Source organism: Clostridium sp. D5, from assembly GCF_000190355.1.
Lineage (GTDB): Bacteria > Bacillota > Clostridia > Lachnospirales > Lachnospiraceae > Faecalicatena > Faecalicatena fissicatena_A.
Window position 1 is genome coordinate 197,792 of record NZ_GL870813.1, and the last position, 19,130, is coordinate 216,921.

Sequence of the window (19,130 nt, forward strand, 5' to 3'; positions counted from 1 at the left end):
AATTGGTAAGCGGCATACCTTAACAGGGGGTGTACGGTTTAACAGGGGGGCTTAGAAATAGGCCGCCCTATTTTGGGCTTAACGTGATGTGGCGGATGGAACATTTACCTGGCAGGATTATTCTACAAGTCAGGGAGTTTTATGTGCGGAGAGTATTATGCAGAGGTTCTGGACGGGAGAGGTGATTTATGATAGAATAGCGGGGAGTGACAAGACAAGTGTATGTGCAGGAGGGATTTTAGTATGAAGAAGCTGCTTGACAGGATCTTTATAGATGGGCTCAGCGGGATGGCGCAGGGGCTTTTTGCTACGTTAATTATTGGTACTATTATTCAGCAGGTCGGGACATTTATGGGCGGGTCTGCCGGTAGTCTGGTCTATGCAGTCGGGAAAGTAGCGGCAGCTTTGACGGGGGCCGGGATTGGCGTTGGCGTGGCCCGGAAACTGGAAGCCAGCCAGCTGGTGACGGTTTCGGCGGCTACGGCCGGTATGGTGGGCGCTTTTGCCGGTAAATTACTGGCGGGCCAGGTGATTCAGGATGGGGCTATGGTATTTGCAGGACCGGGAGAACCTTTAGGAGCTTTTGTTGCGGCGTACATAGCGATTGAATTTGGAATTCTGATTTCCGGGAAGACGAAACTGGATATTATTCTGACTCCACTGATCTGTATTGGTACAGGCTCGGCAGTGGGACTGCTTTTGGGCCCACCAATATCAAGATTTATGAACTGGCTTGGCTCCCTGATTAACTGGGGAACAGAGCAGCAGCCATTTTTAATGGGAATCGTGGTGTCTGTGCTGATGGGAATGATATTGACCCTGCCGATCAGTTCTGCGGCGCTGGGAATCATACTGAATCTCTCTGGGCTTGCAGCCGGGGCTGCCACCATAGGATGCTGTTGCAACATGGTTGGTTTTGCTGTGGCAAGCTATCGTGAAAATAAAATAGGCGGCCTGCTGGCACAGGGGATCGGCACCTCTATGCTGCAGGTACCTAATATTGTCCGGAAGCCAATCATCTGGCTGCCCGCCATCCTGTCCAGTGCTCTGCTTGGACCACTGGGTACTATGGTACTTCATATGACCAACAATGCAACCGGCTCCGGAATGGGCACAGCCGGTCTCGTAGGACAGATAATGACCTGGCAGGTCATGACACAGACAGAGCCTCCAATGATGGTACTAATAAAAATTCTGGTAATCCAGATTCTTCTCCCGGCCCTTGTAACACTGGGAATATCAGAGTTCATGCGGAAAAGAAAATGGATAAAGTTCGGCGATATGAAACTCCAAATGTAGGAACAAGTAAGACTCCCGTGCTGTTACACACCCGCTTGGAGTCCCCCTCCAAATCCTCCCAGATTTGTTAAAAAATAATGAACTGGCTGACATAAAGTAGGTTTTATGCTATAATAAAAAAGATTGGGAAAGGGGGATTTTCCAAATTGAGAGGAGAACTGCAGATGCACGATGCTATCAAAAATTATGAAGATGTAGATAGCTGGAAAACGGTTATTTTTTTATATAATGCTGCGCTGAAAGAAGTTGGGACAAAGCTGGAAATTCTGAACGATGAATTTCAGCATGTACACCAGTATAATCCGATTGAGCATATAAAGACACGTATTAAGACGCCGGAAAGTATTGTAAAGAAGCTGAAGAGATACGGCTATGAGACATCCATTGAGAATATGGTAAAGTATATCAATGATATTGCGGGTGTTCGGCTGATCTGTTCGTTTACATCAGATATTTACCGTCTTGGTGAGATGATAGGAAATCAGAGCGACCTGAAAGTTCTTTCTATTAAAGACTATATCAAAAATCCAAAGGAAAGCGGATATAAGAGCTATCATATGCTGGTTTCGGTTCCGATATTCCTTTCCGACAGTGTAGTGGACACTAAGGTGGAGATTCAGATCCGGACGATTGCCATGGATTTCTGGGCAAGTCTGGAGCATAAGATTTATTATAAATTCGAAGGGAATGCGCCGGATTATATCAGCCGGGAACTCAGGGAGTGTGCCCAGATGGTTGCAGAGCTGGATGATAAGATGCTTTCTCTGAATGATGCGATACAGGCATGCCTGGTAGATGAGAGTATTACAGATGAAAAAGAGAGGCTCGATGATATTACGGCAAATGTCATTGGCGGCAGACGAAGTGATAAGAGTAATGAAATTATAGGGAAGTAATAAGGAGGCTTAAGAGCGCTGATATAGAAACAGTATATGGAATTGCAGCGCAGCAGCTTCTAAATAAGATTTAAAGCCAACATAATGAACATCACCGATTCAGTTCGGTTACCCCTCAGGGAAGGACGTTTTGAGGGGAGTTCATATGTTGGCTTTTACTATAGTTAAGGCTGTAACTATAGCTTAGTCTGATATTGGAACTGATTTTTAATAAATAACTATTGACAAATCGTGCACAATATGATTAGATGAACATATGAACAGCTATTCATATGTTTTATAATTATTGGAGGTACGGGTATGGCACAAAAAGCTTTGAATAAAAAGATTTATCCAGAGGAGATGACATGCGGTTGCGGGCATGATCACGATGGCGAACACGGCCATGGGGAACACGGCCATGGGGAACATCACCATGCACATGAAGAAAACTGCGGGTGCCATCATGACGATCATGGACATGAGGAGCCCCATCATAAACACGGAGAGAACTGCGGGTGCGGTCAGGAACATAGCAGCAGCGGACACAGCCATGAGGCGGTAGAGCACCGGGAAGAAAATCATGCATTTGACAATGTTCAGAAGCAGGTCTATATTCTGGAGAACCTGGGCTGTGCAAATTGTGCTGCCAAGATGGAGCGAAAAATCCAGGAACTTCCGCAGGTCGACTATGCAAATATTATTTTTGCTACAAAGAAGCTTCAGGTAGTGGCTAACACGGAGGAAGAATTGCTGCCGTTACTTCAAAAAATATGTTCATCCATAGAGAGTGAAGTTACTGTCTCTAAGGATGAGAGAAAAACAGCCCGTAGGCAAACAGAATCTAAAGGAAAGTTCAGTGAAAACAAGATGGATTTCTGGGAAATTGGTATCGGGGCAGTGCTTTTGGCAGGGGGTATACTAACAGAAAAGGTGAACGGGAACCTTTCATTGATTCTATTTTTAATCGGATACCTCGCTCTTGGAAGGAGAGTGCTTCTTACAGCGGCAAGAAATCTGGGTAAGGGGCATGTATTTGATGAAAATTTTCTTATGAGTATTGCAACATTGGGAGCGTTTGTAATAAGCGAGTATCCGGAAGCGGTCGGCGTCATGCTTTTCTACCGCGTGGGAGAACTGTTTGAAGAGATTGCTGTTGCAAGAAGCCGAAGCCAGATCATGGACGCAGTAGACATGAGGCCCGAAGTTGTCAACAAAGTTGAAGGAAAAGAGATTTTGGTAATTCCTGCGGAGGATGCAATTACAGGAGATATACTTCTTGTACGTCCCGGGGACCGGATTCCGCTGGATGGTACCATTGTAGAGGGCGAGAGCCGGATTGACACATCACCGGTAACCGGAGAGCCCGTACCGGCAGCGGTCAAAACCGGAGATCCGGTGACATCCGGCTGCGTGAATACGTCAGGGCTTTTGAAAATACGAGTGGATAAGGTTTTAGGGGACTCCATGGTAACCAGGATTCTGAATTCGGTAGAAAATGCGGCGGCAAGCAAACCGAAAATTGACCGGTTTATTACCAGATTTTCCAGGGTATATACACCGATTGTAGTAATCCTGGCGGCGGCTACGGCAGTGATTCCTTCTCTGATAACGGGGGACTGGAATTACTGGGTATATACAGCCCTGACATTTCTTGTTATTAGCTGTCCCTGTGCTCTGGTCCTCAGTGTTCCGCTGGCATTCTTTTCAGGAATCGGTGCGGGTTCCCAAAAGGGCATTCTTTTTAAGGGCGGAGTTGCTATTGAGGCTCTGAAGGGCGTGAAGGCCATTGTTATGGATAAAACGGGAACGATTACAGAAGGTAATTTTGTTCTTCAGAGTGTGGTGCCGGCGGCCGGATTTGACGCGGAAAAACTCCTTTCTCTTGCGGGAAGCTGTGAGATGACATCAACACACCCAATTGCTGTGAGTATTGTAACAGCTGCAAAAGAGAAGGAATTAAGACTGCAGCGTCCGTCAAGTGTGGAAGAGATTTCTGGCAAAGGAGTGCGTGCTCGGGTGACGGAAGGTATTGTACTGTGCGGTAACAGAAAACTTCTGGAAGCATATCAGGTAGATCTGAGCAATTATGTGGATGCCGCCTATGGTACAGAAGTACTGCTGGCTTTGAATGGGGAATTTGCCGGACAGCTTGTGATTGCAGATACAATTAAGAGTGATGCAAAGCCGGCAGTGGCGGCCCTGAAACGACAGGGAATTCTCACAGCGATGCTGACAGGAGATGCAAGAAAAAGCGCCGAGACTGTAGGAAAAGAGACTGGTATAGACGAAGTCCACGCAAAACTGCTTCCGGAGAATAAGGTGGAGGAGTTAAAGCGTATTCGTGAAGAGCATGGTAGTGTAATGTTTGTAGGGGACGGAATCAATGATGCACCGGTTCTGGCAGGCGCCGATGTGGGTGCCGCTATGGGAAGCGGCGCGGATGCAGCGATTGAGGCGGCGGATGTGGTATTTATGACTTCTTCTATGGAGGCAATCCCGCAGTCTCTCCTAATTGCCAGGACAACAGCGGTGATTGCCCGGCAGAATGTATTTCTTGCACTTGCGATAAAGATGCTGGTTATGGTTCTGGGGCTTGCCGGCCTTGCAAATATGTGGATGGCAGTTTTAGCGGATACCGGAGTGGCGATGCTGTGTATTCTGAATTCCGTAAGGGTACTCTATAAAAAGGTGTAACAGGAGCAGTTGTAAGGATTAATTATAAAAAATAAGAAAAGGGACGCGGATTGTTACGAAGGCGTTCCTTTTTTATAATAAAGAGTAAAGCTGGGAAGGATATAGAGGGGCAGACGAGATGGATTACTTGACCCCGAAGCATATTTTTCGTATAATAATACCTGAACGGTTGTTCACATGAAGGGAGATTCGGTATATGGAAATAGAACATTGTGATTTCATGCATGTACACGAAGATATTGTAAAGACGGTTCGGGAGAATATGCCTGAACCAGAGGAACTTCAGGATCTGGCGGACTTTTTCAAAGTATGCGGTGATTCCACCAGAATTAAAATTTTATGTGTTCTGTGGCAGTCCGAGATGTGTGTATGTGATATTGCACAGTCACTCGGTATGACACAGTCGGCGATATCACATCAGCTCAGGGTGCTGAAGCAGATGAAACTGGTTACGAACCGCAGAGAGGGAAAGACAGTGTTCTATTCTCTTGCGGACAGTCATATTAAAACTATTATGAACCAGGGGTTAGAACATATCAGAGAATAAAATAACGGTGAAAGGAAAACGAGGGGGCCAAAATGCCAAGGGAAGTTAAGCAGAAATGCATTGAAATCGGAATCGGCCTGCTATTATATATCAATGCATTATTTTCAGTCAGGCACTGGGATATGACAGAAAGGACAAAATTGCTTTTGTATTTACTGCCATATCTGGTAATGTCTTTAGGAATATTCTGGAACATTCTGAAGAACGTGAGAAAATTACATATTTTTGATGAGAATCTGCTGATGATACTTGCTACAGTGGGTGCGTTGGCAATCGGCAGATATACGGAAGCTGTCGGTGCGATCCTTTTTTTTCAGTTCGGCAAGACGGTGGAAGTGATTTCACTGTCCACGACAAAGAAGTCGATCGCCAAGTTTATGGATATCCGGCCGGAATATGCAAACCGTAAGATACGGGGGCGTGAGGAAAAGGTACATCCCAGGGAACTGCAGCTAAGACATATTATAGTGATCAGGCCGGGAGAACGGATCCCGGTGGATGCAGTGATTACTCAGGGCATGAGTATGGTGGATACGAAGGCTTTGACGGGCGAATCGGAACCAAGGGAAGTTAAGATTGGTGACAGGCTTTACAGCGGCAGTATTAATATCAGCGGAGTGCTGGAAGCGAGGGTATCTAAGGTCTATGCGGACTCCACTGCTTCGAGGATTCTGGAACTGGTGGAGAATGCCAACAATAATAAGGCGCGGAGTGAGAGCTTTGCAGACAAATTTACCCGCTTTTATACACCGGTGGTTACGCTGATCGGCATACTTGTTATGATTCTTCCGCCAATGATGCTGCAGGGAACAGACCAGGAGACCTGGCTATACCGGGGACTCATTTTTCTGGTTGCGGCCTGTCCCTGCGGTCTGCTTGTTTCGGTGCCTCTTGCATTTCTTGGAGGGATTGGCGCGGCATCACGTCAGGGCGTGCTGATTAAGGGCAGCAATTACCTGGAGGCGCTTTCTAAAACTGAGACTTTTGTTTTTGATAAGACGGGTACGCTAACGGAAGGTATTTTCCATGTGAAGGAGATCTGTCCGAAGCATATGGATGAGGCTGAACTGTTGGAGATTACTGCCTACGGGGAATCTTATTCCAACCATCCGATCGCCGTGTCTCTGCGGGCTGCTTACGGGAAGACGATAGACAGCAGCCGGGTTGAGTCTATTCAGGAGTCCTCAGGGTTTGGGGTTTGTGCTCAGATTGACGGCAGACAGGTGTATATCGGGAATTCCAAGTATATGAACCAGCAGGGATTTTTCTACCAGCCGGTACAGGAGATTGGTACGGCTGTCCATGTGGCCGTGGATGGAGAATACGAAGGTTATATTCTGATTGCGGATGTGATCCGGCCGGATGCGAAGTGGACTGTGCACTGGCTGCAGAAGCACCAGATCGAGTCTGTTATGCTTACCGGAGATAATGAGAGAGTGGCGGATGATGCTGCGAAACAGTTGGGCATTGAATATGTCTATGCGAATCTGATGCCCGAGGACAAGGTGGAGCAGGTGAAAGAGTTCATGGAGAGCCAGATGGAATCGGAGAAGCTTGCATTTGTCGGCGATGGGATTAACGATGCGCCGGGACTGGCACTGGCAGACATAGGGATTGCCATGGGCGGTCTGGGAGCAGATGCCGCACTGGAAGCCGCGGACATTATACTGATGGAAGATGAACCATCCAGGATTGTGAATGCGATTAAGATTTCCAGGGGAACAATCCGTGCGGTAAAACAGAATCTGGTGTTTGCCATAGGCATGAAGGTGATTCTTTTATTCTTGGCAGCCCTTGGCTATGTGACGATGCAGAATGCTATTATTGCAGATATGGCAGTAATGTTAATTAATATATTGAATTCTTTCTGGGTATTGAAGTATCCGGAATAAAAGGAGCAGATATGAGAAAAGTTTTTGTATGTGCCGTGATGGCGGTTATCCTGCTGACGGGCTGCGGCAAAAATTATGTGGCAGAAGGTACTGCGCTTTTAGAAGAGCAAAAGTATGAAGAGGCTGTCAGCTCTTTTGAAAAGGCAGTAGAGGAAAAGACAGATACAGCTGAAGCCTACAGAGGGCTCGGGATGGTTTACTATGAACAGCGGGATTATGAGAAGGCCAGGGATGCATTTCTGCAGGTGCTGGATAATGAAGGAAAAGCGACGCCGGTTCTTTACAATCTATTAGGAATTTGTTCCATGCATCTGGATGATGTGCAGGGGGCACTGGATGCATTTAAAGAGGGCATTGCACTGGCAGAGGGAACAGCCAGCTCGGATGATCCAGATTATACTGAGGTGCTGCAGGAGATGAAGTTTAACGAAGTGGTGTGCTATGAAAAGCTTCTTGACTGGGAGAGTGCGAAGGCGAAGATACAGGAATATGTCAGCCAGTATCCCGATGATGAAGAGGCACAGAAGGAGGCTGCTTTTCTCAGCACAAGATAAGCCTTTTGGCAACAGGAGAAATGTATGAAATATAGTTATCAGATAACAGAATACTGTCACCGGTTTCTGGAGATGTATATTGAGCCGGGAGATGTCTGTGTGGATGCTACGGCCGGTAATGGAAACGATACAGAGTTTCTGTGCCGGCTGGCAGGCAGCACAGGAAAGGTGTATGCGTTTGACATCCAGCAGGAGGCATTAGCGCATACGGCGGAGAGAATAGAGAAACTGGGATTTGGATCCAGGGCCCGCCTGATACAGGACGGTCATGAGAAGATGGGAGAATACGTGAAAGAAGACGTATCTGCCATCGTTTTTAATTTTGGATATCTGCCGGGCGGAGACCACAACATATCCACAAAAGCAGAGACCAGTATCCTTGCGATCGAGGAAGGAATGAAACTTCTGAAGCCGGATGGAGTGATAAGTCTGTGTATTTACAGCGGACGGGACTCGGGATATGAAGAGAAAGAAGCAGTTCTATCCTATTTGAAAGCTGTGGATCCCAGGAAGTGGCTCGTCATAGTAAATCAGTTTTACAATCGTCAGAATGACCCGCCGATTCCCGTCTTTCTGGTCAGGCTGAATTAAGAAACCGCGTAATTATGCATAAAAACAGGTGAAATATCCAGAAAAAAGATTTATAATAGGAAAATCAGAAGAAATTTATAGCGAGATAGGGAGAGAATAACATGACCAGTGAATTTACAATTGCAGTGCATGCACTTGTCTTTTTAAACCATAAAGGAACCGTATATTCCAGCGAAGGGCTGGCAGAGAATATTTGCACAAATGCTGCAAGGATACGCAAGATTATGGTAAAACTAAAAAAAGCCGGACTGGTGGAGACAAAAGAGGGAATAGAAGGCGGATATCTTTTTGTAAAGAACAGTGAGGAGACAGACCTCTGCACAATTGCAGATGCGCTGGAATTTTCCTTTGTATCATCCGGATGGAAAAGCGGCAGTTCAGAGTTGAAATGTCTGATAGCTTCCGGAATGGCCGGAGTCATGGAAGATGTGTATAATGACTTGGATCAGCAGTGCCGCAGGCGTTTGCGCGAGATAACAGTAGCAGATCTGGACAAGCAGATCTTCAAAATTTGAGAATATTCTGAAAATGAAAGGCAAAGGGGTCAGTCCCCTTTGCAGAGGGGTCTGACCCCTTTGCAATATGGACTGCCCCCCTTGACAGGTTTACAATATGACATTATTTGAAATTGAGGAACAAAGGGAAGCGGTAATTCTTGTGGGAATACAGCTCAATGAGAATGAGCAGACCGAGGAGTCGCTGGATGAACTGGCTGAGTTGGTGAAGACTGCCCGGGCAGAAGTGGCGGGGCGGGTGATTCAAAAACGTGAGGCCATTCATCCAACTACGTATGTAGGAAAAGGAAAGCTTCTGGAGCTAAAGGAAGTCCTCTGGGAGACGGAGGCAACGGGAATTGTATGCGATGACGAACTGACATCGGTGCAGCTGCACAATCTGGAACGGGAACTGCAATGTAAGGTGATCGACCGGACGCTGCTTATACTGGATATTTTTGCTGCCAGAGCCGTCAGCAGTGAAGGTAAAATTCAGGTGGAACTGGCTCAACTGAAATATCGTGCTTCGCGTCTGGTGGGCCTGCGGGATTCCTTATCGAGGCTTGGCGGCGGAATCGGAACACGCGGACCCGGGGAAAAGAAGCTGGAGATGGACAGGCGTCTGATCCGGGAACGGATCAGCAAATTAAAGAAGGAACTCCGGGAAGTCGAACAGCACCGGGAATTGATACGTACACAGCGGAAAGCGTCACATAAGAAAATTGCGGCGCTGGTGGGATATACCTCTGCCGGCAAAAGCAGTATTGAAAATGCGCTGACCGGTGCTGGGATTCTGGCGGATGCAATGCTGTTCTCGACACTGGACACGACAACCAGGGTTCTGGAACTTGACAAAAAGCAGGAGATTCTGCTGACAGATACGGTTGGATTTATCCGAAAATTGCCTCACCATTTGATTGAGGCATTCAAAAGTACACTTGAGGAGGCCAAATATGCGGACATAATCATTCATGTCGTAGATGCATCTAATCCCCAGATGGACAGTCAGATGTATGTCGTTTACGAGACTCTGCGTCAGCTGGGCGTGGAAGGCAAACCGGTGATCACACTGTTCAATAAGCAGGATAAGCTGGAGGAACCCGGCAGTTTCCGGGATTTTCAGGCAGAATATTCGATCCTGACGTCGGCAAAGACCGGGCAGGGGCTGGAGGAGCTGAAAACGGCACTTTTGGAAATCATACGCAGCGGCCAGATTTATATCGAGAAAATGTATCCCTTTGAGGAAGCCGGGAAGATACAGTTAATACGAAAGCACGGACAGCTTCTGGAGGAGGAATATGTGCCAGAGGGGATTTCGGTAAAGGCCTACGTTACAAAGGAGATATATGGAAAAATATGAGACTGATAATATAGAAGAAAATAAAAATCCGCTGGCCACAGAGCCGCTGGGGAGATTGATTGGAAAGTTTGCCGTACCGGCCGTTATCAGTATGCTGGTAAGCGCATTATATAATATAGTAGATCAGATCTTTATCGGACAGGGAGTCGGCATGCTGGGAAATGCTGCTACAAATATAGCATTTCCTGTCACAACAATCGCGACAGCGACAGCGCTGCTTCTGGGAATCGGAAGTGCCTCTAACTATAATCTGGAAATGGGTGCCGGAAAAGAGAAAAGGGCCAGTGAAATCGCAGGTACGGGCCTGGCATCACTTGTCATCAGCGGTATTGCGATCGCCGTCATTGTTCTGGTATTTCTAGAACCGCTGCTGCATGTTTTCGGTACAACCAGTGAAGTGCTGCCCTATGCAATGGATTATACCGGGATAACCGCGCTGGGACTTCCCTTTTTCATTCTGACAACCGGAGGAAATCATCTGATCAGGGCGGACAGGAGTCCTACTTATTCTATGGTGTGCATGCTGACAGGGGCAGTGCTGAATACGATTCTGGATCCCATTTTCATTTTTGTGTTCCACTGGGGGATAAAAGGGGCTGCGGCCGCTACAGTAATAGGACAGGTAGTTTCAGGCCTTCTGGTAATACTGTATTTTATAAAATATAAAAAAATGGATCTCAAAGCAGCTTCACTGCGTCCAAGAGCCATGTATCTGAAGTCAATCGCGTCACTGGGAATGGCATCCTGTATCAATCAGCTTGCTATGACCGTCGTGCAGATCGCTATGAATAATACCCTCCGCCATTATGGGGCGGCTTCCGCATATGGAAGCGATATACCGCTGGCCTGTGTTGGTGTTATTTCGAAAGTGAACAGTGTGTTTCTGGCTATCTGCATTGGAATATCTCAGGGCTGCCAGCCGATCTGGGGATTTAATTACGGCGCAAAGAACTATGAGAGAGTCAGAAGTACATATAAAAGAGCGGCGGTTTTGTGTACAGCAATCGCAACCTTGTTCTTTTTAAGCTTTCAGATATTCCCGCGTCAGATAGTCAGCATCTTCGGAAGCGGAAGTGAGCAGTATTTTCATTTTGCGGACAGGTATCTGGAAATTTTTATGTTCATGACCTTTGCAAATGGAATACAGCCCATGTCATCGGGATTCTTTACATCAATTGGCAAGGCTAAGCTGGGAATTGTGATGTCCCTGACGAGACAGGTGCTCTTTTTGCTGCCGCTGATCTTGATATTCCCTTTGTTCATGGGAATAGACGGCGTCATGTATGCAGGACCAATCGCGGATGCCGCCGCAGCGGTCATTGCCATCGTATTTGCCTACAGACAATTGAAAAAAATGAAATCTCCGGCGATTCTGTCAGAAATGCCGGAGAATGGAGCTGCCAAATAGGCAGGATATGAACTAAAAAAGATAGGGGGCCGAAGGTGTCTCCGGATAGCTCCCCATAGATACCAGCAGCTGCAGTCCGATTTCACGGGCTGTCAATACAGAATTCTTTACGGCGCTTGCATCACCGGTCACGGCCACGATTACTTCATTCGAATGACTGGTTCCCCGGTCCGGAGTCATGTATTTGATAATCTCAACGGGGGAAGACTTGACAGCCAGGTCCGCCATCACAAGTCCAATTGCAGCCGGAGACCCGCAGAAGAAACCAAATGGCTTTCCAATGGGAGCATCAAATGCCATATTCAGTGCCTGGTCTGCATTTGCGGAATATGTAAACTCCAGATGGCCTGCATCACTGATGTAGAGCTCACCTGCATATTTTTTCGTATACTCGACAGCAATCTCAATAGCCCGGCGGACATCAGAAACATTGTCTCCGCCGAGGATGATATAGTTGCCGTGGCCGCCCCAGCCCTTGGTATCCCGTGGCAGCTCAATAGAAACGACTTCCGTGTTGGTTGACTTGACCGCTTCATCCACAGCATTGATCTGTCCGGCAGCGCCGGTCCGTGAACTGAGCAGACCAAGACTTCGGTAAGACCTGGGCAGATGCATCTGCTCCAGCAAAGCAGGAGTGACCCCGGGGATCACAAGCCCTATTGTATCCAAAACGGTCGTGCCCACAAACTCTGTCATAGAACAGTCCATTGGTATATTTTCAATTCCTTTTACGTTAAGCATATAAAAACTCCTTTTATCTATTTTAAATGTAACACTTCTTAATCATTACCTTATTCCGCAGGGCACGAGTTACGGTGTGTCCATTGGAATGATACTTTCTACAGGAAACCTCCATCCAGTCCAATCACCTGTCCGGTCAGATAAGCATGCCCCTGAGCCAGATCCAGAACCAGGTCAGCCACTTCCTCAGGAGTCCCAAAACGTCCCGCCGGAACCTCCTCCATCAGCATCAGTCGTTCCTCTTCAGAAAGCTGTGCATTCATCACAGTATCAATCACTCCGCAGGCAATCGCATTGACCTGAATATTACTCGGAGCCAGCTCCTTAGCCAGAGCCTTAGTCAGTCCGTTAACCCCCGCTTTGGAGGCAGAATAGGCCGCCTCACAGGAAGCCCCGGAAGTCCCCCACATAGAGGAAATATTAATAATCTTCCCGGCCTTCTGCGCAACCATATATGGAACCGCAGCCCGGGAACAATAAAACACAGATGAAAGATTCGTATGCAGAATCCTGTCCCAGTCTGCGTCCGTCATATCCGTCAGCAGTCCGATAAAAGCAGTCCCCGCATTATTCACCAGCACATCCAGCCCCGGTACTTCATTCTTAATCTCTCCGAAGATACTTCCAACGTCCAAAGCGGAACCTACATCTCCCGGTACAGCCCGGCATAATCCTCCTGCCGAAACAATCTCCTCACAGACCGCATCCAGATCAGCAGAATGCCTGCTGTTAATAAAAACATAATACCCGAGCCGCCCAAAAGCAACAGCACAGGCTCTTCCAATTCCTCTCGACGCCCCTGTAACCAGGACACATTTACGCTCCATAGTAAAACCTCACTTCAATAATTCTTCTGATATTATACTCTATACATTAAAAAAAGTATACCATATTCTGCAGCTTGCTGCAGATCCGCCCGAAGGGCATGAATTACGGGATGCCCTTTGGGTATACCATATTCTGCAGCTTGCCCAGGTTCTCCTGTCTTTTTCCTTTACTCCAGCTTACACCCGTAACCCGTTTCCAGCCCCCTGTGTCCGTTTCCAGCGGTCCCTGCCGTTTTGGAATTTTGTACAGCGTACTTTAGTCTACTTCCCGCATTTTGTGGTTGTGATTGAGATGTGCTTATGATATGATTTCCTTATAAATGGGATTTTGCAAACCCCCTACTGTCACCTTGATTCTCAGCCGAACCAGGTGATGCATAAAAGTGAAAAAGTGAAAGAGGTAGACACATGTTATCCAAGTTCAGTGTGAAGAAACCGTACACCGTCGTAGTAGCCGTCGTGCTGATATTAATTTTGGGATTTGTATCATTTGATAAAATGACAGTAGACCTGCTGCCGGATATGAATCTTCCCTATGCGGTTGTTATGACTACATATGCGGGAGCAAGTCCGGAGGAAGTAGAGACTACCGTCACGAAGCCGGTAGAACAGGCAATGGCAACCATCAGCAATATTAAAACTGTCAGCTCTTCTTCCAGAGAAAATGCATCCACAGTTATCCTGGAATTTGAACAAACGGCCAATATGGACTCTGCGACCATTGAGATGCGGGAGAGTCTGGATCAGATCAGTTCGTACTGGCCGGATACGGTGGGAAATCCAATCATCATGAAGCTCAACCCGACCATGATGCCCGTCATGATCCCTGCGATCAGCGTGGACGGAAAAGAACCGGCAGAGAGCACAAAGATCATAGAAGAGGACGTGCTTCCCGAGATTGAGAGTCTGGAAGGCGTGGCATCTGTTAATACATTCGGAGATATCGAGGAGACAATCCGGATTACGGTAAAAGAAGATAAAGTAAGCAGTGTAGATGCTTCTGTCCAGAATCAGCTGGATCATAAGTTTAATGAAGCTACGGATGCACTGAATCAGGCAAAAGCCCAGGTGGAAAATGGAAAGGCCCAGCTGGAATCCGGCAAGAGCCAGGCAGCAGGACAGATGGCGGATGCAGAGGCCCAGCTTGCCCAGAGCGATGCGGAATTGACCCAGGGGCAGATGGAAGTCAATGAGAAGCTCAGTGAGATCCAGGTGGCAGAGGCTGCACTGGAACAGGCCATGGCTCAGATTGACGCCAGCGAGCAGGCACTGATGCAGCAGAAACAGGAGCTGGAAGAGCTGAATAATCAGCGGGAACAGATTGAGGCCCAATACCAGCAGGTGATGCAGGCAATTGCAGAGAGTGGAGAGACACCAGAACTGCTCATAGCCAAGGGAACACTGACAGCCCAGTTGGCTGTTCTGGAGCGTTATGACGAATCCATGGCTGCAATTGAGCAGGGGCTTGCACAGGCGGTGCAGAGTAGGGAGACCATTACCCAGAAGCAGGCAGAGCTTGCGGAGGGCAAAGCAATGCTGATCCAGGTGCAGGAGCAGCTGAATGCCGGGACGATCACACTGGCCCAGGCCAGAGCCCAGCTTTCTACAGCCCAGCTGGAGGCCGCAATGCAGATGAGCCAGGCCTCCGCCCAGCTGGCGGTGGGTGAGGCGGAACTGAAGAGTAAAGAGGCAGAGATCAAGACTGCCAAGGAAGAGGCAAAGTCAGCCGCTAATGTCAAATCCATGCTGACGGCCGAGACGATACAGACTGTGCTGGCAGCTCAGAATTTCAATATGCCGGCAGGATATGTAAATGAAGATGGAATCGATTATTTAATCCGTGTGGGGGACAAGTTCCAGTCTCTGGAGGATCTGAAAGATCTGGTACTGGTAGACATGGAAGGGATCAACCCGATTAAGCTTTCTGACATAGCAGAGGTAGAGCGGGTAGACAATGCAGCGGATACTTATGCAAAACTGAACGGAGAGAACGGCATCTTACTGCAGGTACAGAAGCAGACGGGGTATTCCACCGGGGAAGTGACAGACAGGATCCTGGAACGTTTTAAACAGATACAAAAAGAGAATAAGGATATTCAGGTTGTTGTTCTTATGAATCAGGGCGTCTATATTGATATGGTAATTGGCTCTGTACTTCAGAATTTGCTGTTTGGTGCAATACTGGCGATACTGATTCTGCTGCTGTTCCTAAAGGACATCCGGCCCACATTCGTAATTGCCTGCTCCATCCCGATCAGTATCCTGACGGCCATTGTGCTGATGTATTTCAGCGGAGTGACGATGAACGTAATTTCTCTGTCGGGTCTGGCGCTCGGTGTTGGAATGCTGGTAGACAATTCGATTGTCGTGATTGAAAATATTTATCGCATGCGCAATGAGGAACATGCATCTGCCAGAGAGGCAGCGATTAAGGGCGCCCAGCAGGTGGCCGGGGCCATCATGGCTTCTACGCTCACTACGGTATGCGTATTCCTTCCGATTGTGTTTACCGAGGGAATTGCAAGACAGCTCTTTGTGGATATGGGACTGACCATTGCTTATTCACTGCTTGCCAGCCTGATCGTAGCGCTGACGCTTGTACCTATGATGTCTGCAGGGCTGCTGAGAAAAACGGATCAGAAGGAATCCAGGTTCTTTATACACCTGAAAAATATTTATGAGAAATTACTGCGTGGCGCACTCCGCGTGAAACCTCTTGTACTGGTTGGAGCACTTGTCTTGTTCGTCGTAAGCGGCGTATTGTCACTATCAAGAGGAACCGCATTTATGCCGGAAATGCAGAGTACGGAAATCAGCATGTCCATTGAGACTCCGGACGGGACTTCACTGCAGGATACTGCTGAAGTGGCGGATCAGTTCACAGAAAAGCTTCAAAAAATTAAAGACATTGGCGATGTAGGCGGCATGGCTATGAGCGGCGGTATGATGGGCAGCGGAGGCACGGCCACAAACCAGGTTGAGTTCTATGCACTGTTGAAAGAAGAACGCTCCATGTCAGACGGCGAAATACAGAAAGCAATAGAAAAGCTGGCAATGGAAGAAGATGTGGAGCTTTCCCTGAGTATGTCCAATATGGATATGAGTTCACTCGGAGCATCGGGAATCTCCGTACAGATTAAAGGCCGGGAGCTGGACAAATTGCAGGAAATCGCAAAGGATATTGCAGGAATCCTTGAGGGAGTCAAAGGCACAAAGAATGTGTCCGACGGAATGGATGAGACAACAGAAGAACTGCGTGTAATCGTAGATAAGCAAAAAGCGGTTTCTCATAATCTGACTGTTGCCCAGGTTTATCAGGAGCTGGCTAAGAAACTGAAAGAACCGACTTCTTCTACGAAGCTGGATATGGATACCTCCTCGATCGGGATAGTCGTGGCAGATCAGAAGAATCAGGAGCTGACCCGGGATCAAATAAAGGACATGAAACTGGATGTAAAAAAACAGGACGGCTCGACAGAACAGGTTGCCTTAAAAGATATTGCATCCTTTGAGACAGGATATGGGCTTCAGTCGATTTCCAGAAGTTCACAGAGCAGATATATCAATGTGACAGCGGAAGTGGATGAGGACGATAATATCGGCCTGGTCAGCAGCCGTGTGGAAAAGGCTATGAAATCTTATGAGCTGCCGGACGGATATACTGCGGAAATGCAGGGTGAGGATGAGACGATCAGGGAGACCATGGTAGAGCTGCTCAAGATGCTTGCTTTGGCGGTTGTGTTTATGTATTTGATCATGGTAGCGCAGTTCCAGTCTCTGCGCTCGCCGTTTATCGTTATGTTTACAATCCCGCTGGCTTTTACAGGCGGACTTTTCGGGCTCTGGATCACAGGAAGCCCGGTAAGTGTAATTGCTATGGTCGGATTTGTTATGTTATCCGGAATTATTGTCAATAATGGTATAGTGTTCATTGATTATGCGAACCAGCTGATATCCCAGGGGATGGAACAAAAGGAAGCGCTTGTGGAAGCGGGGCGGACAAGACTCCGTCCGATTATCATGACGGCTCTTACAACGATTCTGGGATTGTCAACAATGGCAATCGGTATTGGTTCTGGTGCAGATATGGTACAGCCGATGGCGGTGGTGACGATCGGCGGTCTTATATATGGAACTGCATTAACATTATTTGTGGTACCGTGTATCTATGCTTTGTTTCATAAGAAGGAGAAAGCCAGATTGCGGGAAGGCATTGAGGAGGAGCCGGTTAAATGATTGATGAAGCCATAGCATTTGCGTCCAGGGCGCACGAGGGACAATTCCGGAAAGGAACAAAAAGGCCATATATCGTGCACCCTGTAGAAGTGGCCGAAATTGTAGGCACAATGACGGCAGATGATGAGATCATCTGTGCGGCAATTCTGCATGATACGATTGAGGATTGTGCAGGTGTAACAGAGGAGATCCTGAAAAAAGAATTCGGGGAGCGGGTAGCTTCCATAGTGGCTCAGGAGAGCGAGGATAAGTCCCTGAGCTGGGAGGAGAGGAAAGGAGCCACTATACGGCATCTGGGGATGGCACCTTTCCCGGTAAAGCTGATTGGACTGGCAGACAAGCTCTCAAACATGAGGGATATTGACAGGGATTATCCAGTTCTGGGGGATGAACTTTGGAAAAGGTTCCGCATGCAGAGCAAAGCGGCAATGGGCTGGTATTACAAGGGGATCAGGGATGTCCTGAGACCCGAGTTTGAAGGCGCGGCAGCTTTCGAAGAATACTGCACTCTGGTGGAGAAGAATTTCGGCAGCGAGCCGGCTTCGCTGGAGTGGTAAATAAATCTGGGGGATTTGTAATGAAACGGATTTTAATGTTGGGGACGGGTGGGACGATTGCGTGCAAACACACGGAGAGCGGACTGACACCCGCGATCACGCCGGAAGAACTGATCGGGTTCATACCTGATGTAAAAAGAGTATGTGAAGTGCATACCCTTCAGGTATGCAACGTGGACAGTACGAATGTGACGCCGGTGCACTGGGAAATGATGAGCCGGGCAGTCGAAGAAAATTATAAGGATTATGACGGATTTGTGTTGTGCCATGGGACGGACACGCTTGCATATACTGCTGCTGCGCTGTCCTATATGATTCAGAATTCCAGAAAGCCGATTGTAATCACCGGTGCGCAGAAGCCGATCGATGAGGAAAATACGGACGCGCGGACCAATCTGCTCGACAGCTTTATCTATGCGGCAGATGATGGCTCAAGAGATGTGAATATCGTGTTTGACGGAAAAGTGATTACAGGCACAAGGGCGAAAAAGGAGCGGGCAAAGAGCTATAATGCTTTTTCCAGCATCAATTTTCCATACCCCGCAGTGATCCGGGAACAGGAAGTAATACGTTATATACCGCCGCAGGTTTATGAAGGAGAGGTAAAGTTCTATCATGAGATGAATGACAGCATCTATGTATTGAAGCTGATTCCCGGCATGGCCCCCGGGATTTTGGACTGCCTGTTTGGAAGATACCGGTGTATCGTAATTGAAAGTTTTGGTGTGGGCGGCATACCGGAATATCTGGTGGATAAATTTTATGAAGTGATGAAGAACTGCAGGTCGCAGGGCAAGCTTGCCATTATAGCAACTCAGGTTGTGAAAGAGGGCAGTGATATGATGGTATATGAAGTCGGGAAAAAAGTAAAACAGGACTTCGACCTGCTGGAAACTTATGATATGACGCTGGAGGCCACAATAACAAAGGCCATGTGGCTTATGGCAAGGTCTGATCTGAGTTATGAAGATATGAAAACGGAGTTTTACAGGACAGTGAATTGTGATATACTGGGATACAAAAAGAGACGGGATTTGGTTTCTGACCAATGA

At 47.6% G+C, this 19,130-nt stretch carries 15 protein-coding genes; 13 read left to right on the forward strand and 2 right to left on the reverse strand.

The window, feature by feature from the left end; all coding sequences use genetic code 11:
• The first annotated feature begins 243 nt into the window (after positions 1 to 243).
• From HMPREF0240_RS12725 to HMPREF0240_RS12770, 10 genes are all read left to right on the forward strand, one after another.
• Positions 244 to 1,299 (forward strand): PTS sugar transporter subunit IIC, encoded by a 1,056-nt coding sequence (locus tag HMPREF0240_RS12725; RefSeq protein WP_035313351.1) that lies wholly within the window; start codon positions 244 to 246, stop codon positions 1,297 to 1,299.
• Between the two features lie 164 nt (positions 1,300 to 1,463).
• Complete coding sequence (locus tag HMPREF0240_RS12730; protein WP_035313353.1) at positions 1,464 to 2,195, forward strand: GTP pyrophosphokinase family protein; 732 nt, start codon at positions 1,464 to 1,466, stop codon at positions 2,193 to 2,195.
• A gap of 300 nt (positions 2,196 to 2,495) precedes the next feature.
• Positions 2,496 to 4,871 (forward strand): heavy metal translocating P-type ATPase, encoded by a 2,376-nt coding sequence (locus HMPREF0240_RS12735; RefSeq protein WP_242833340.1) that lies wholly within the window; start codon positions 2,496 to 2,498, stop codon positions 4,869 to 4,871.
• A 196-nt stretch (positions 4,872 to 5,067) separates the two neighbouring features.
• Positions 5,068 to 5,418, forward strand: coding sequence for a metalloregulator ArsR/SmtB family transcription factor (locus HMPREF0240_RS12740; RefSeq protein ID WP_009003824.1), 351 nt, complete (start codon positions 5,068 to 5,070; stop codon positions 5,416 to 5,418).
• A gap of 32 nt (positions 5,419 to 5,450) precedes the next feature.
• Entirely contained in the window at positions 5,451 to 7,310 is a 1,860-nt protein-coding gene (locus HMPREF0240_RS12745) for a heavy metal translocating P-type ATPase (protein WP_009003825.1), read from the forward strand.
• Between the two features lie 11 nt (positions 7,311 to 7,321).
• On the forward strand, positions 7,322 to 7,864 hold the full coding sequence (locus HMPREF0240_RS12750; RefSeq protein ID WP_009003826.1) for a tetratricopeptide repeat protein: 543 nt from the start codon (positions 7,322 to 7,324) through the stop codon (positions 7,862 to 7,864).
• Between the two features lie 24 nt (positions 7,865 to 7,888).
• On the forward strand, positions 7,889 to 8,455 hold the full coding sequence (locus tag HMPREF0240_RS12755; RefSeq protein WP_009003827.1) for a class I SAM-dependent methyltransferase: 567 nt from the start codon (positions 7,889 to 7,891) through the stop codon (positions 8,453 to 8,455).
• Between the two features lie 101 nt (positions 8,456 to 8,556).
• Entirely contained in the window at positions 8,557 to 8,970 is a 414-nt protein-coding gene (locus tag HMPREF0240_RS12760; protein WP_009003828.1) for an Rrf2 family transcriptional regulator, read from the forward strand.
• Positions 8,971 to 9,067: 97 nt separating this feature from the next.
• Positions 9,068 to 10,309 (forward strand): GTPase HflX, encoded by a 1,242-nt coding sequence (gene hflX, locus HMPREF0240_RS12765; RefSeq protein ID WP_009003829.1) that lies wholly within the window; start codon positions 9,068 to 9,070, stop codon positions 10,307 to 10,309.
• Entirely contained in the window at positions 10,296 to 11,717 is a 1,422-nt protein-coding gene (locus HMPREF0240_RS12770; protein ID WP_009003830.1) for an MATE family efflux transporter, read from the forward strand. Before hflX ends, HMPREF0240_RS12770 begins: the two co-directional genes overlap by 14 nt.
• A gap of 12 nt (positions 11,718 to 11,729) precedes the next feature.
• Here HMPREF0240_RS12770 and pduB read toward each other — a convergent pair whose 3' ends face one another.
• Both pduB and fabG read right to left on the reverse strand, forming a co-directional pair.
• Complete coding sequence (pduB, locus tag HMPREF0240_RS12775; RefSeq protein WP_009003831.1) at positions 11,730 to 12,458, reverse strand: microcompartment protein PduB; 729 nt, start codon at positions 12,456 to 12,458, stop codon at positions 11,730 to 11,732.
• Positions 12,459 to 12,556: 98 nt separating this feature from the next.
• Complete coding sequence (fabG, locus tag HMPREF0240_RS12780; RefSeq protein WP_009003832.1) at positions 12,557 to 13,285, reverse strand: 3-oxoacyl-ACP reductase FabG; 729 nt, start codon at positions 13,283 to 13,285, stop codon at positions 12,557 to 12,559.
• A gap of 408 nt (positions 13,286 to 13,693) precedes the next feature.
• On the opposite strand from fabG, the gene HMPREF0240_RS12785 reads away from it, so the two are divergent.
• The 3 genes from HMPREF0240_RS12785 to HMPREF0240_RS12795 are packed head-to-tail and all read left to right on the forward strand — an operon-like array spanning position 13,694 to position 19,130.
• The gene (locus tag HMPREF0240_RS12785) at positions 13,694 to 17,521 is read left to right on the forward strand and encodes an efflux RND transporter permease subunit (RefSeq protein WP_009003833.1); all 3,828 of its coding nucleotides are present in this window, start codon (positions 13,694 to 13,696) and stop codon (positions 17,519 to 17,521) included.
• Complete coding sequence (locus HMPREF0240_RS12790; protein WP_009003834.1) at positions 17,518 to 18,078, forward strand: HD domain-containing protein; 561 nt, start codon at positions 17,518 to 17,520, stop codon at positions 18,076 to 18,078. The genes HMPREF0240_RS12785 and HMPREF0240_RS12790 overlap by 4 nt, the downstream gene beginning before the upstream one ends.
• A 20-nt stretch (positions 18,079 to 18,098) precedes the next feature.
• The gene (locus HMPREF0240_RS12795; RefSeq protein ID WP_035313356.1) at positions 18,099 to 19,130 is read left to right on the forward strand and encodes an asparaginase; all 1,032 of its coding nucleotides are present in this window, start codon (positions 18,099 to 18,101) and stop codon (positions 19,128 to 19,130) included.

Bases quoted from the DNA above. Each gene is read 5' to 3' on its own strand.
- HMPREF0240_RS12735 (WP_242833340.1), top strand. From the start codon at position 2,496: ATGGCACAAAAAGCTTTGAATAAAAAGATTTATCCAGAGGAGATGACA.
- HMPREF0240_RS12770 (WP_009003830.1), top strand. From the start codon at position 10,296: ATGGAAAAATATGAGACTGATAATATAGAAGAAAATAAAAATCCGCTG.
- fabG (WP_009003832.1), bottom strand. From the start codon at position 13,285: ATGGAGCGTAAATGTGTCCTGGTTACAGGGGCGTCGAGAGGAATTGGA.
- HMPREF0240_RS12730 (WP_035313353.1), top strand. From the start codon at position 1,464: ATGCACGATGCTATCAAAAATTATGAAGATGTAGATAGCTGGAAAACG.
- pduB (WP_009003831.1), bottom strand. From the start codon at position 12,458: ATGCTTAACGTAAAAGGAATTGAAAATATACCAATGGACTGTTCTATG.
- HMPREF0240_RS12785 (WP_009003833.1), top strand. From the start codon at position 13,694: ATGTTATCCAAGTTCAGTGTGAAGAAACCGTACACCGTCGTAGTAGCC.
- HMPREF0240_RS12745 (WP_009003825.1), top strand. From the start codon at position 5,451: ATGCCAAGGGAAGTTAAGCAGAAATGCATTGAAATCGGAATCGGCCTG.
- hflX (WP_009003829.1), top strand. From the start codon at position 9,068: ATGACATTATTTGAAATTGAGGAACAAAGGGAAGCGGTAATTCTTGTG.
- HMPREF0240_RS12740 (WP_009003824.1), top strand. From the start codon at position 5,068: ATGGAAATAGAACATTGTGATTTCATGCATGTACACGAAGATATTGTA.
- HMPREF0240_RS12750 (WP_009003826.1), top strand. From the start codon at position 7,322: ATGAGAAAAGTTTTTGTATGTGCCGTGATGGCGGTTATCCTGCTGACG.
- HMPREF0240_RS12760 (WP_009003828.1), top strand. From the start codon at position 8,557: ATGACCAGTGAATTTACAATTGCAGTGCATGCACTTGTCTTTTTAAAC.
- HMPREF0240_RS12790 (WP_009003834.1), top strand. From the start codon at position 17,518: ATGATTGATGAAGCCATAGCATTTGCGTCCAGGGCGCACGAGGGACAA.
- HMPREF0240_RS12755 (WP_009003827.1), top strand. From the start codon at position 7,889: ATGAAATATAGTTATCAGATAACAGAATACTGTCACCGGTTTCTGGAG.
- HMPREF0240_RS12795 (WP_035313356.1), top strand. From the start codon at position 18,099: ATGAAACGGATTTTAATGTTGGGGACGGGTGGGACGATTGCGTGCAAA.
- HMPREF0240_RS12725 (WP_035313351.1), top strand. From the start codon at position 244: ATGAAGAAGCTGCTTGACAGGATCTTTATAGATGGGCTCAGCGGGATG.